The organism is Pseudomonas sp. EpS/L25, from assembly GCF_001512295.1.
GTDB lineage: Bacteria > Pseudomonadota > Gammaproteobacteria > Pseudomonadales > Pseudomonadaceae > Chryseomonas.
Genome location: NZ_LNUP01000002.1, coordinates 362,557 through 376,323 on the forward strand (window position 1 = coordinate 362,557; position 13,767 = coordinate 376,323).

At 62.5% G+C, this 13,767-nt stretch carries 14 protein-coding genes; 13 read left to right on the plus strand and 1 reads right to left on the minus strand.

Annotation, left to right across the window (positions count from 1 at the left end; genetic code table 11):
* Window positions 1-37 precede the first annotated feature (37 nt).
* Window positions 38-808, plus strand: a complete 771-nt coding sequence (locus tag AR540_RS02910; RefSeq protein WP_059226352.1) for an STY4526/YPO1902 family pathogenicity island replication protein — start codon at window positions 38-40, stop codon at window positions 806-808.
* A gap of 41 nt (window positions 809-849) precedes the next feature.
* Window positions 850-2,103, plus strand: a complete 1,254-nt coding sequence (locus AR540_RS02915) for an STY4528 family pathogenicity island replication protein (RefSeq protein ID WP_153014154.1) — start codon at window positions 850-852, stop codon at window positions 2,101-2,103.
* 7 nt (window positions 2,104-2,110) lie between these two features.
* On the opposite strand, the gene AR540_RS25170 is transcribed toward AR540_RS02915, so the two are convergent.
* On the minus strand, window positions 2,111-2,473 hold the full coding sequence (locus tag AR540_RS25170) for a hypothetical protein (RefSeq protein ID WP_153014155.1): 363 nt from the start codon (window positions 2,471-2,473) through the stop codon (window positions 2,111-2,113).
* A 185-nt stretch (window positions 2,474-2,658) separates the two neighbouring features.
* On the opposite strand from AR540_RS25170, the gene AR540_RS02920 reads away from it, so the two are divergent.
* From AR540_RS02920 to pilP, 11 genes are all read left to right on the plus strand, one after another.
* Window positions 2,659-3,459, plus strand: coding sequence for a PFL_4669 family integrating conjugative element protein (locus AR540_RS02920; protein WP_059226354.1), 801 nt, complete (start codon window positions 2,659-2,661; stop codon window positions 3,457-3,459).
* Between the two features lie 5 nt (window positions 3,460-3,464).
* Entirely contained in the window at window positions 3,465-4,127 is a 663-nt protein-coding gene (locus tag AR540_RS02925; protein ID WP_082706945.1) for a DUF3158 family protein, read from the plus strand.
* The gene (locus AR540_RS02930) at window positions 4,054-4,512 is read left to right on the plus strand and encodes a single-stranded DNA-binding protein (RefSeq protein WP_059226355.1); all 459 of its coding nucleotides are present in this window, start codon (window positions 4,054-4,056) and stop codon (window positions 4,510-4,512) included. Before AR540_RS02925 ends, AR540_RS02930 begins: the two co-directional genes overlap by 74 nt.
* 249 nt (window positions 4,513-4,761) lie before the next feature.
* Window positions 4,762-4,968, plus strand: a complete 207-nt coding sequence (locus AR540_RS24560) for a CrpP family ICE-associated protein (RefSeq protein WP_082706888.1) — start codon at window positions 4,762-4,764, stop codon at window positions 4,966-4,968.
* 126 nt (window positions 4,969-5,094) lie between these two features.
* Window positions 5,095-5,421 carry a hypothetical protein gene (locus tag AR540_RS02935; RefSeq protein WP_059226356.1) on the plus strand — a complete coding sequence of 109 codons (327 nt, stop codon included), beginning with the start codon at window positions 5,095-5,097 and terminating at the stop codon, window positions 5,419-5,421.
* 188 nt (window positions 5,422-5,609) lie between these two features.
* Window positions 5,610-7,574, plus strand: coding sequence for a DEAD/DEAH box helicase (locus tag AR540_RS02940; protein WP_059226357.1), 1,965 nt, complete (start codon window positions 5,610-5,612; stop codon window positions 7,572-7,574).
* 924 nt (window positions 7,575-8,498) lie between these two features.
* Window positions 8,499-8,711, plus strand: coding sequence for a DUF3892 domain-containing protein (locus AR540_RS24565; protein ID WP_082706889.1), 213 nt, complete (start codon window positions 8,499-8,501; stop codon window positions 8,709-8,711).
* A 123-nt stretch (window positions 8,712-8,834) separates the two neighbouring features.
* Window positions 8,835-10,061, plus strand: a complete 1,227-nt coding sequence (pilL2, locus tag AR540_RS02945; RefSeq protein ID WP_059226358.1) for a PFGI-1 class ICE element type IV pilus protein PilL2 — start codon at window positions 8,835-8,837, stop codon at window positions 10,059-10,061.
* Window positions 10,058-11,794 carry a PilN family type IVB pilus formation outer membrane protein gene (pilN, locus tag AR540_RS02950; protein WP_059226359.1) on the plus strand — a complete coding sequence of 579 codons (1,737 nt, stop codon included), beginning with the start codon at window positions 10,058-10,060 and terminating at the stop codon, window positions 11,792-11,794. The genes pilL2 and pilN overlap by 4 nt, the downstream gene beginning before the upstream one ends.
* 4 nt (window positions 11,795-11,798) lie before the next feature.
* The gene (gene pilO2, locus AR540_RS02955; RefSeq protein ID WP_082706890.1) at window positions 11,799-13,133 is read left to right on the plus strand and encodes a type 4b pilus protein PilO2; all 1,335 of its coding nucleotides are present in this window, start codon (window positions 11,799-11,801) and stop codon (window positions 13,131-13,133) included.
* Entirely contained in the window at window positions 13,123-13,767 is a 645-nt protein-coding gene (pilP, locus tag AR540_RS02960) for a type IV pilus biogenesis protein PilP (RefSeq protein ID WP_065242500.1), read from the plus strand. Before pilO2 ends, pilP begins: the two co-directional genes overlap by 11 nt.

Sequence of the window (13,767 nt, forward strand, 5' to 3'; positions counted from 1 at the left end):
CGGTCGCCTTCTGGACCTACGCATTAGGAAGTCGCCAATGTCCACGAAGTACAACTCTATGAACCAGGCGTTGATGGACCTGATCCTCAACCATCTGCGCAACGGTCAGGTCCAGCGCTGCCTCGACATAGGTCTGGACATCGAGGTCTTGAACCAGCTGCGTCAGCCACAGGCGCACAGCATCCTGAAAAATGCCCCCGCGCGCTGGTGCAAGATCCAGATCGATCTCGACATGGTCAAGCGCCTGCTGGAGAACTGCGAGCGGGATGAGCGCGAGACCCGCCTGGTCCATCGCGCCATCCAGTTGGGCGCCACCAACGGCATGATCCGCGAGTTCTTTGGCATGGGGCCCAGCGAGATCAGCGTGCTGCGTCAGCTGCTGAATGTTCCAGGTCGCTCCGGCAGGGTGGCGGGGCTTAGCGACACCAAACAGGTCTGGTATCGCTTCCTCGACCTCATGAAAACCCATGGAGTCGACTATAAGGACCCCGTGGCGCTGCTCGACATCTGCATGCTGATCACGGAGGAGCTCAACGGCCCCCTGGAGTCCATCAAGGACAAGCATGACCAGATCACCCTTGCCCTGATTTGGAACCTCGTACAGACCTGGATTAACGAGGGCCTCTACCCATCGAAAATCGCTAAGGCGCCGTTGCTGCTTATCGCTGATGCACGGCGGCGACGTGACAGCCAGTTGCCGGACGAGCAACCGGGACTGTACGCCATACCCCCGGTGGACGAACAGGATGACGGACTCGGGCAACTGAGCCTGATCGAGCTGGATTCGGTAGAAGGCGATAACAGGTGAAGACCCCTGCTCCACGTGGCTCCTCTCTGATCAGTCGCGCCTTGGACATTGCCGCCTCTCATTTGAATGTCCATGTCCAAGCCCAGCGCGACCATAAGCAAAAGACCGGCGAAGACCTACCAAGGGACTTCGCCGGCATCGTATTCAGCGGCAACCCCCACGAGACCGTTCCGCGTCGCCTGCTGCTAGATGATCGACTTTCTCCACTAGAGCGCAACGCCTGGCAGGTGTTTCGCCTGCTCATGAACGGCGACGGTGTCACGGCGTTCCCCACCTATGACCAGTTGCGACCGTACCTCGGCAACAACCCCGGCCGGCCGGCTTCTCGCGAGACGGTGGCCAAGGCCCTGATCGTCTTGCGCCTGACGCGCTGGCTGAGCCTTGGGCGCCGTGTCCGCGATGCGATCACAGGTCATGTCCAGGGCAACATCTACATCCTGCACGACGAGCCGGTGGCCTATTCGGAAGCCATCCAGCTCGATCAGGACTTTCTCCCGCTGGTGGCCAACGGCCTTGAGCATGCAAACAGCGCCGTCCGCGAGATCGCCGGCCTGACCTTTGACGAGATGTTGGTCAGCGAGACCCAGGAGTTGCCCACCCGAGTCGAGGTGTTTAGAGAGCGCTTTCGTGTCCAGGGGCTCGAGGATCCAGCCCGCGCGGCCACGCCGCCGCCTGAGTTCGGAATCCGAACTCAGGCGGCGGTCACCATGAATCCGCAGAGTTCGGATTCCGAACTCGGTCAAAAAAGCCCGGCGGACCCGCTCTCAACCCTCAGTTCGGATTCCGAACTCAGTCCAAATCAGAGGGTTTCGCCCTTAGTTCGGAATCCGAACTCATCTAGTACGAATACAAATACAGATACTGATGTATGTAAAAGCTCTGTACAGCGTGAGCAGGCGGACGCGACTTGGGTTTGGCCTGCTGCCTATCAGCAGCTGACGGCCGAGCAGCAACAGCACGCCCAGCGGGCAATCTCGACTGTCAGCGTTGAGTCTCGGGCGTCGGTGGTCAGGCAATGGGGTGCTCGCTGCGCCGCTGGTGGAGTCGCCAAACCCCTTGGCTACCTGATGAAACTAGTCCAGAAGGCCCTGACGGGAGACTTCAACGCCCAGTGGCAGCCCGCCACCGTGCCTAGAGCCACGCCTCCTCGACCTGCCCCGATACCACCTGCGCACCCCGCCATGCATCGCTTTGAGCCGACGGCTGTTCAGCCCAAAGCGGTAGGGGATGCCCAGACCGGGCGCGACGCCTTGAAGGGCATTCGGAAAATGATGGGCCGGGGAGGTGCAGATTGATGGTTGATCACCTCTTTTGCGCTGAGAGTGATTCCACTGGAATCACTTCCAACATCGACACTCTGGGTGATTCCACTGTAATCACTGCCAGCACCGAAGCTGTGGGTGATTCCCGAGGAATCACTTCGGCTACCATCTCCCAGGGTGATTCCCGGGGAATCACTTCGGCCACCGTCTTCCAGGGTGATTCCCGGGGAATCACTTCGGCCACCGTCTTCCAGGGTGATTCCCGGGGAATCACTTCGGCCACCATCTCCCAGGGTGATTCCCGGGGAATCACTTCGACCACCGTCTTCCAGGGTGATTCCCGGGGAATCACTTCGGCCACCATCTCCCAGGGTGATTCCCGGGGAATCACTTCGGCCACCATCTCTCAGGGTGATTCCCGGGGAAGCCCGTTAAACAGCCAAACTCCCGGTTGTGCCGCGGGTATCGCCAGCTTCGAACTAGTCCGCAAACAACCTCCACGGACGGAAATACGGTTTCCCGCTGCCACCCGGCGTCAGTCTCGGCACCCTGCCCGGGCATCATCTCTCAATCTAAGGAATCCTTCTCATGGCTGACACCTTTCAGCTCAACCTGGGCTCGCTCAGATCGAGCATCGATCTCACCCTACACACCCACCATGCCTCGCGGCTCTGGTTCGGGCGGCAGCGCTCCGACAACAAGCCCGGCATGATCGGGCTGTCCGGCTTTGCCAACGTCATCAACCGCATCTCTACTGGGGCCTCCAAAGACGATCCTTACTCCGATCTCTTCCTCATCATCATCGAGGACAAGATCGAAGAGTCGGAGCAGCAGCTGACCGCGATCGACGAACGACTGGACCAGGCGATGGCCCTCTTGCCCAAGCAGCTCGATGTGGGGACCAACCTGTCGCTGCAACCTCTCAAGCTGCCGCTGTATCTGAACTCCCCGCTGGCCTTCAAGGGCGTCTACCTGCTGACCCGGTATGACGAATTGGTACGCCGGATCCTGCTCGCCGCCCACATTGGCCTGATCGATAGCCGTTCCAGGGAAATGTGGCTCGACGAAGGCGCCGCCGTGCTTCGCCGGCTGTATGGCGTGGGCCAACGCTACAAGGGTTATAGCGGTGCCTCGCGCGATGACATCGCCGCCAACAACGCCCGGGCCATCAACGCCCAGCAGATGTACGCCTTCCTCGACATGCCCCAGGACGTTCTCGAGGGCACCCGTCGCAGCAAGTTCGCCCCCGCGATTCAGCGCGCAGGCGAGGCTCCGACCAGCCCCCGGAGCGGCGATGACGACTTCGGTGACAGAGATAGCGCCGGCGAGGATGAGCCCTTGGGTGCATTGAGCCGCGTACCGAGCACCAGCGTGATCGGTGAGACTTGACGACCATGGCACTGCAACAGTCCAGTCGCAGTTCAAGCGCAGCAGACCTGCAACAGGCCGCCTTCCAGCCCCTGCAACAAGGTGACTTCGCGACCCTGCAACACGCGCCCTTCTTCAAAGGGCTTTTAAAACCCTTTAAGGGACCCTTTAAAGGTAAGGGGGAGCTGGACCATTTGGCTGAGCAATGCCGTTCCCTTGAGGCTGACCTGAACGTCCTGGCTCAGGAGCGGATCCTCGCCCAGGCCAGGCGGTTTCCCTTCAGCCTGCTGCCCATCCGCATGACTCATCAACACACCTCGGCGGGCCCCGTGTTCCTGCGCTGGCAGCAGAGCGGAACCCGCAAGATGGGCGTGGGGCTGTGGGCCCAGCTCTGCCGTGATCCCCGGACACCCGAGACGCTGCTTGCAGACCTACTCGCCCTGGAGCGGCAGCGCATCGCGTTGAACATGCAAATCAGCCTGGTCCACACCATCGGCCGGCAGGCCGCCGAGTGCGCCGAGAAGATGGCCCAGGCCGATGCCGTTTACACAGAACGGCTGCAACAGATCACTCAATCCCGCGGCACAGACGCCGCATCCCAGCAGGAGGCCAAACATGGGCACAGCAGTAGTGTGGGAAGGCAACATCGGCTCCGATCCGGAGTACCGCAAAATCCAGAAAGGCAATAACGAGCCTCGGCATCTGCTGCGGCTCAATGTCTACTTCGACCGCAGCATTCGGCTCGCGGACGGCAGCTACGAAGACCGGGGAGGATTCTGGGCAAACGTCGAGTGGTGGCACCAGGATGCAGAAAGCTACAGCAGTCTGTTCCAGAAAGGGATGCGTGTACTGGTCGATGGGGTAGCGGTCATGGATCGCTGGAAGGACGCCAACGGGTTGGAGCAGGCGGCATTGAAGCTTGAGGCCTCGCGCGTGGCCATCCTCCCGCACCGGCTGGTCTCGGTGGAACTGGGCCAGCGTTCGGGCAACGGCCAGGCGCGGCAGAGCACTGCTCCGCAGCCGGCACCGGCGGCGCCGACTTCGGACGACTTTGACGACGACATCCCCTGTTAGGGGTCTTTGAAATTGGCGCCGCCCCTACGTGACGCTTCAGGTGATGGGAGGCCCGTTCAACGTGAGCCTCCCGTTCCGCAGGCCTGGCTCGCTGGGGAAAAAAATCGCCAGATCGTGAAGCTGCTGGTAGAGGCGAAGCGACTTGTTCGGGGCACTCTCGGCCATGCCTCATCTCCTCGGACCAGGCATTTGGGGCGCGCCTCGACGTGAAACTGCTGGACCAGTCGACTTCCTCAGCGGGGCACTGCCATGGCGAAGAGAGCTGCTGCAGAAACGAAACTCAAACCGCATGACCGACGTTCGGGCGCCCTCGCCCATGCGGCCACAGCGAAGGCCGGCGCCGAGGCAGCCATGGCCCGGGCGGGATTGCACACCTGCCCCTATACCCACCCGCCGTTTCGGGCATCGTGGTTGAAGGGCTACCAACGAGCGGCTCAGCTGACGCTCGATGTCTGACTCGTGGTCTAGTACGGATCGACCTTGGCGAAAATCGCACTATCGATCTCCGTAGCGCTAGCTAGACCACAAACGCGAACTGATCGACACTTTGTCCCTCTATCGCGAGCTGCCGAGGCAACGTTCATGAGTTTTCATACTGAATTATGGATCCAGCTGGAGGAAGGCCGGGCGGCGGATGTCGAAGGCATCCGTGATCACCTGACAAGCTACTTGGATCGGAACGCGCTTCATCACGTCGTTTACAACGACCTGATCACCGCTTTCTCGTCAGGCAACTCAATCTTCAATCTGGATGGCTGGTCTGTGCGAGCACTGCTCGCCGAAGTTTCGAAGCAACTACCCAAACTTGAGTTCGCAGCCCGAGGCGTAGGTGAGGAAATAAGGGACACTTGGGTTCGTGAATTCGCTGGAGGTGAGCAAAGCTTCGAGGCTGGCCCCTGGAACGAGTAGCTTAACCGGCGGCAACCTAACGGCGGCAGGTTGAGGTTGTAGCTTCCATCGCTCAGCTGAACCTCTGATCCTCCGCGGCATTGAACGCGGAGGTCCCTCATGCTGCTTTTCGTCGCGGTGCTATTCGGCTGTTTGATCGGGGTCGACGTTAACCACCTGAGGCCCCAGTACTTATCGCCGAGCAAAAGATGAGGCAACCCTCGCTGCGCAATGCGGCAGGTACCTCCCAGTTGCTGCAGCGGGCCGTCTGCGACGGCTACGACTTCGGCCTGAAGATGCCCTACATCGAGGGCGCCAACCGCCTGCTCACGGCCCGCGGTGGATCCTTCATTCGCCGAGGCGAGCACCCGTTGTGGCGGTTCTGGCGGGTGCCCCAGCGTCGATTACTGGACGACCTGGAGGTGCTCTTCCACCAGTTGGTGGAGTTGGCCGATGGCCGTTTCGCCCAGGACTGGTCCGTCTTCAGCCGCAAGATCGCCGATGCCCAAGCCGACGTCCGGAGGGATCTCTTCATCTGGGGCATGCGGCTACGGATTGCGCCGCTGTCCGGTGGGGGTGTGGTGCTGTCCGGTGACTACCACCCGGGGTGCGTCGCCGTGGCCAAGCGCATGCGCGGCGCCTTCCTCTCCAGCAGTCGCGCCTGGCGGGTGCCGGCGTCAGCGGAGCTGCTGCGAAGCAACCTCATCCTGGAGCTGGGACTGCTCGAGGAGCAGTTCGAGATGCTCGACGTGCTCCAGGAGCTGCTGTCAGACGGCTCCATCAGCACGGCGCGGGACGTCACGTCGATGTCGATTGGCGGGCCGCCCCAGGAGCGAGCGTCGTGCTCGGTCGAAGAGGGCAGTGAAGCGGATGTCTACCTGGCCGCGGTACCGGACATCACGACTACCAGCTGGACGCTGGAAGCCATCGACGCCGAGCTCAAGCCGTTTTCACTGATGTCGCACCAGCCGGCCGGCATCCGGCACCTGCTGCAGCGGACCAGCGCATTACTGGCGGACGATATGGGGCTGGGCAAGAGCCGTCAGGCGGTGATCGCCGCCGGCATCCAGTCCGCAGGTCGCCCGATCCTGGTGGTGGTGCTAGCCAGCCTGGTAATCAACTGGGAGCGGGAGATCCAGGCGGTCTATCCGGACGCGCGGATCGCCCGGCAGCGGTATCTGGCGGACGCCCAGTGGGTGATCGTCAATTACGAACGCTTGGGCGACTTCGTGGCCATCGCCGGTCAGTTCGCCGTGATGATCGTCGATGAGGCGCACCGGCTGAAGGAGCCAACCGCGGCCTGGACCCGCAATGGCTTCGACATCGCCGCCAAGGTGCCCAACCGCTACCTTCTGACCGGGACGCCGGTGCTCAACCGGGAGTCGGAACTGCATACGCTGCTGCGCCTGTCCGGCCACCCCATCGGCCAGCTGCCGCTCAAGGACTTCTGTGAGCGCTTCGCCGGCAGTCCTGAATTCCGCCAAGCGCTGCGCGCCGAGATCTGCGACTGGATGCTGCGCAGGCGCAAGGACGTCCTCCCCGACCTCAAGGGCAAGCAGCAGCAGACCGTACCGGTGGTGCTCGATGAGCGGCAGCAGCATGAGTACAACGCTATCCGCACTGCGGATCGACCCGTCTTCGCGCGACTGGGACAACTCAGGCAGTTGCTGGAGCGGGTCAAGGTGCCGGTGGTGATGGAGCTGCTGACCGAGCTGGAGCCTGACGACAAGGCGATCCTGTTCTGTGAGTACAAGGAGACGGTCGCCACGTTGCAGGCACTGTGCGCAGCCGCTGGCATCTGTTGTGTCACGCTGGTGGGGACCGACAGCGTGACCAAGCGGCAGAAGGCGATCGATCACTTCCAGCAAGACGCCGACTGCCGGGTCTTTATCTGCACCACGTCAGCAGCCGGCACCGGCAACAACCTGACTGCGGCCAATTACGTGTTCTTCCTGGGCTTGCCCTGGACGCCCGGCCAGCAGGACCAGGCCGAGGATCGGGCGTATCGCAACGGCCAGCAGCGGCTGGTGGTGGTGAAGATCCCGCTGGTGGAGAACAGCATCGATCTGCAGCTGTGGCAGATGCTCCAGGACAAGCGGCGGATCGCCTCTGATCTGATTGAGCCTGATGCCATTAAGCGCGTGCAATCCGAGCTTGCAGGTAGCTTTTCCTAGCAATTCCAGGCCTTTGACTAAAAAAACTGAAGGTCACGGGGCCAGAATGCCACAGTCGCCTTCTAACGTTTTCTTATGCTCGCAAAGTTGTTCATACCGATCCGGTATATCTGTCGACGTCCCTGGCACTAAGGGTGAACTCGGATGTACGTTATTCGACCACCCCTCTCTAAACCCAGCATTTACGTGCCCCGGCTCGGTTCGGTCCTCAGGATACCCCCACTACCGAACAGCTTATCCACGTATTATCCACAGCCACAAACGTGAAAAACGCGACATCTAGTGGCGTTTGCCTGCCAATACCACCATATATAGCAGTTGATCGCTATGACCTGGGACGGCGAAACACCCCCCTGTCAAGACTGTCTCTCCCTGCAACAGGGGCTTATTCTGTCGCCCATACATGAGGTTAAAGACACCGTCATGACACGGATCAAAAACTCCACTTATTGTGCTGTAGATACCCAAAGGCACTATAGGTAGCATTTGAGATGAAAGGGCCACCTCAGCTGAGGAGGCTCGGCAGGGATGCCGATAATGAGGGTGGTCAAAAGCCATCCTGGAGATAGGATACGGGTGGACTGCGACTAGCTTCCGACGGCGCACCGCAGCCACCCGTGGCTCCGAAATGACACTGGTGAGCAGCACTTCGGAAGGCCGTATTTAACGCCCAGCGTGATTATCACGTCAACGCGTTTTACTGACGGCTGAGGGATCGCTCACCCTCCGAAAACGTCTGGACCACGAGGAATCAGACATGAGCAATATCTCTCGACGTCGCCGTATTCGGCGCATTCCACGCATCAGAACCGTACTCGTCCACCGCTATCGGCGCTTCCGCTTTGGCCGCTGGGAGGACGTTTGCCAGCACTACCGCAGCCTGCCTCAGCCACAGCTTGTCTTCGATTTTGGGGACGCATGAGCATGGCCAAGCATATTCGTGGAAACGGCGACGGCCCCAATGGGGAAAACCAGTCCTACACCATACAAGGCCGTGGCACCGTGTCGCGGCCCCAATTGGTGAAGGAAGTTGAGGCAGGCAAGCATCCCGACTTTGGGATCATGACCCGCAACGGAACGCCCTATGTTCGAGCTCACCCTGATGGACAGAAAGGCAACAACGTAGATCGGGATTGAGCAATCTGTAAGGCCAGGGATGGCCTACTCCTAACCTCTTTCGCTCTAGTTACGGTTATCTCCTGCTTTCAGTTAGGCGCGCTGGCACCGTGACCCCCATCACGAATTGGGGCCACGCCGCACATGACCTGGAAGCTATCCTCCCTCCCTCCGCTGGCACTCGCCGCCGCTCTGGCTGGCTGCGTTGCGCACGAATCCGCCCCGCCGGCTGCCGGCCCCGACAGCTCGCGCAATCCTGAGCTGCTACAGCCCGATCTCTACCCGAAAGGCGCTGTGTCAGAACCCCAGGTCCGGTACGGCCGTTATACCCTGGTAAATACCGCGCCGGAGACCGAGCAGCGGGACCTGATGGCCCAGATCATCGACGTAAACATCCCGGCCAACATGAAGCCGACCGTTCGCGACGCGATGCAGTACGTGGTCAATCGCTCCGGTTATAGCCTGTGCGGCCCCGAGCAGGGACACGTCAATATCCTCTTCACCCGCCCGCTGCCGGCGGCCCAGTACAAGCTGGGCCCCATGAGCTTGCGCAACACCCTGCAGGTGCTGGCCGGCCCGGCCTGGCGGGTCAAGGTCGACGAGGTTGTGCGGTCGGTGTGCTTTGTACTGCGCCCGGGCTATCAGCTGCCGGAAACGTCGCGCCTGGCCACGGCGCCCACTCTGCCAGCCGCGACGGCGCGGACCTCGGCTCCTCCGGCCACGCCCACCGCCTCCACTGTCACGACGTCCGCAGTGGTCGCCAGCACTCCCCTGCAGGTGCAACCAGCGTCCACGGCTACGCAATCGGCGCCCCCTCTAACCGCGGCCAAGGGCACGGCAGCCCTGGCCGCCACCGAGCACCATCGTGCGACTCCGGCCAAGGACGGCCCTTCTCATTCCGCTCCAGCGACTGGCCTGTCTGGGCAGGCAGTGTCTACCCGTGCACAGCCGTCCACCACCCAGCCCTCAGCGGCGTCTCGCGCCAAGTCCAACGCAGTGGCAACCGCGCCGAGACCCGCTACGGCGTCGAGCAGTTCGACGACCAGCAGTCTCTACGGCCAGCCCTCGGTCCGGCTGACCGAGCCGGCGTCCGCCATGAGCGAGACCTGGGATGCGCCTGTGGGCAGCACGCTCAGGCAGTCGGTCGAGGCGTGGGCCAAGCGGGCCAGTGGGCAAGGACCCAGTTGGCGAGTGATCTGGGAAGCTGCTGACCTCGACTATCCCATCGAGGCCGCCCTCCACTTCCGCGGCACCTTTGCCGAGGCCATCGCCCAGATTTTTCCGCTCTACGACGGCGCCCGTCGCTCGTTCGTCGTCGACGTCAACACCAGCCAGCGCTTCGTCGCCGTGGCCGAGAGGAAAAAGCTATGATCCACTCCCTTCGCATTAGCGCTCTTGCCGCGGCGTTTCTTCTCACCAGCTGCTCGGTACAACGGGTCGACCAGTCAGCCCAGCGGGCCGAGGACGATGCGGCAATCGCAGGCCAGTACACCGCGCTGCTGCGCAATCAGCAGCAACAGCCCAGCCGCGAAACCGTCGTGTTCAGCGACAAGCCCTGGGTCTCGACCCAGCCGGTGGTGGCCAAGCGCGGTATGCCTTCGGCCCAAGACTGTGAGCTCAGCTATCGCCCGTCAGGCAGTGTCGGCATCACCGAAATCGCCCAGTTCATCACCAGCCAGTGCGGTATCGCCGTCCTGGTGTCGCCCGATGCGCTGAATCCTAACGCGGCCTCAGTCGGGACACAGCCAGCCGGCTCTGGCCCTGCACCAATCGGAAATCCAAGCCCTGATAGCCTGGCGGGCCTGCTGCCTGCAGGCGTCATCACCAATCCGGCCACCATGGGCGCAGCCACTGCCAGCGCCGGTGTCGGGTATCGGGGGTCCGACTTCACAGGTTTTGGCGGCAGTAGCCAGGTCAGCGGTCTCAAGTACAGTGGCAAAGCGTCGGGTCTGCTTGATGAGGTAACCGCGCGCCTGGGCCTGGGCTGGCGGTACTCGCCCGTCGAGCGAGCGATCAGGATCAGCTACTTCGAGACACGGGTCTTCGATGTCTGGTCCTTCGGTGACAAGCAGGTCATCGCCAGCACCGTGAAATCCGGCATGGCCACGGCCGCCGGCACCAGTGGGTCGACCTCTGCTGGATCGAGCACCAATGCGGGCGTGTCGGGCGACTCAGGCAGCAACCAGAGCACCACCGTGACACTGGAGTCCTCGATCCTGCAGGACATCCAGAACAACGTGAAGGCGATGCTCAGCGTGGCCCCTGCCGGGCGCATGTACCTGGCGCCCTCTACCGGCACCCTGACGGTCACCGACCGGCCAGAAGTCCTCTCACGTATCGAGGCTTACCTCAACGCTACCAATCGCAGCATCACTCAACAGGTGCTATTCAATGTGAAGGTGTTCGAGGTCACGCTGACCGATTCGGACCAGCTTGGTCTCAACTGGGCAGCGGTCTACCGGTCACTAAATGCCAAATGGGGCCTGTCCCTTTCCAATACGGTATCCGGCATCAGCACCAATGCGGTCGCTGGCTCGGTGGGTATCGTCAATACCGCCAAGTCGGCCTGGGCCGGCTCCAATGCGATAGTCAAGGCGCTGGCCGAGCAGGGCCGGGTATCCAACGTACGCTCGCCATCCGTCACGACCCTGAACATGCAGCCGGCACCGCTGCAGATCGGCAATGTTCAGGGCTATCTGGCGTCAAGCTCAACCACCACCACGGCATCGGTCGGCTCCAGTACCTCACTCACGCCAGGGACCATCACCAGCGGCTTCAACATGACGCTGCTACCGCGCGTACTCGACAACGACGAGCTGCTGCTGATGGTTTCGATCAACATGAGCAGCAAGCCGACGTTCCAGACGTTCACGAGCAATGGGTCGAGCGTCCAGTTGCCGGACTACGATGCGAAGTCGCTCTCTCCCAAGGTTAAGCTTCGTAGCGGGCAGACACTCATCCTGTCGGGGTTCGAAGAACTCAGCGAGAACGCCAAGAAATCCGGTGTGGGCGACCCTGGCTTCTTCGGACTGGGCGGTGGCCGGACGCGCACCTCGGGCCATAGCGTCCTGGTCGTGCTGATCACGCCTATTGTGACGGGCTGACGCCATGGCTATCGCTACTGCTGCCACTGCCGTGCCCCAGCAGAACGTCCAGATCCTGAGCTATCACGGCCGGCAGTTCGTCTCCGGCCTGGACTGGCACCCCCTGGACAGCCCCACCGCCTACATGAAGGAAGCCCGTGAGTACGGGCGCCGCCACAAGATGGACATCATCGCCATCCGCCGCGCGCGCAACGTCATCCAGGCGGGCTTCGTCGCGCGCAGCGCGGGCGCCATGAAAGGCATGTACTCCCTGGCAGCGACCCTCGCCGGTCAACTGGGCGACTCCTGGCTGGCTGCCTGGCGGATCGCTCCGGACGAACCGCGCTATGCGCTGGTCGCCGTCTTGGATGGGGCGATCATCCCAAACGCTGACCTGGTGGCCTCGGCCGCAGATGTGCAGAAGCGCGTCGCCCAGTTGCTGAGCCGCTCCATCACCTTCGATGCCATGTTCTTGCCCGAGGAATTCGGGCTAGGTGGTCAGCTGCTGGACATCGAGGCGCTGCTGCAGCCGGGCAATCTCAAGCGCGAGTACGCCCTGCGCCCACTCGCCTTCGGCATGAGCACAGGCGAATGGGTCAAGGTGGGCGTCTTGGGTCTGGCGGTGACGGCGGGCGCCGTCGGTTACCTCCAGTGGCAAGCACACAAGCAAGAAGTGGCTCGCCGGGCAGCAGCGGCGGCGGAGGCTGCTCGCCTGGCAGAGCTACAAGCCCTGAGTCAACGATCAGGAGAGCAACTGCCGGTGCAGGCCCTGGAACACCCCTGGGCGAAACGTCCTGGGGTCGCCACCTTCCTGCAGACCTGTAACGGCGCCATTGATCGGCTGCCGCTGGCGATAGCCGGCTGGCGGTTCACGTCCGCCCAATGTGATGGCGTGTTGCTGTCCACCAACTACAGGCGCGAAGGCAACAGCACCGCTGTCGATTTCCTGGCCGCCACCGAGGGGCATTTCGCTGACCAGCCAGCCTTCTTCGATGAAGGCAACGGCGCCGCCCTGAAACTGACCTTCGAACCGCCGTTGGCGGGTGACGATGAGCTGCTGGAGGCGTCCCCAGCCCTGGCCGACCTGACCTCCTGGCTCCATGGCCAAGGCCTGGCACCGACCATCAAGGAGATGGCGGTCGTGGTGCCGATGCCAGAGCCCTTACCTGGCCAGCCGGCCCCCCAGGCACCGCCGCCGCCGGACTTCAAACACTTCGAGCTGAGCTTCAACACCGCGCTGCCGCCGGCCATCGTCCTCCAAGGCATACCCAACCAGGGCCTACGGCTGCGTGAGATCAAGACCCTTCTGCAAAGCGATCAGCTGGCCTGGTCGGTGACTGGTGACCTCTATGTCAAATGAGCTTTCCCGCGCCGTGATCGGCGCCCTGATGCTGACACTGGCCGGGCCGCTCCTGGCCGCAGAGGCGAAGTCGTCCGCCCCGGACGGCATCACAGTGGGCGAGCTGTCGCAGGTACAGAGCGAGACGATCCTCTACAAGGCCCAGGTCGAGCGGGCCAAGGCGCTGCGCGAGCTCAACGGCGACGGCGCTCAAGCCGCCACGGCCACGCAACCCCGCTACCTACCGCAGCCTGTCGCGACGCCAGGCAATCGCATGAACGGCGCCACTGAGCAAGGCGGCGCGGTCGAACAGTTGCCGGTAGTCAAGCTGGTCTACAGCGCTGGCCACGCGCTGCATGCAACCCTGCTCTACAGCGGTGGCTTCGAGATCGATGCTTCCCTGGCGTCGACCGACCTCCCGGGCGGCTACCGCGTCGCCAGCCTGAGCTTGGACAGCGTCGTGCTGAGCAAGGGTGGCAGACGCTTCCCGCTGGGTTTCTCCAATCGCCCGCCGAGCTATCCCGTCGCCGCAGCTCCGCAAGCCTCGCCGTTGCCGGTGACCTTCACACCCATGACTTCAACGCCTCCGGTCCCGGTTGAGCCGCCGTCACCCATTGCACTGCCCGGCTCCTTGCCGACCGACCTGAAGCCTTGA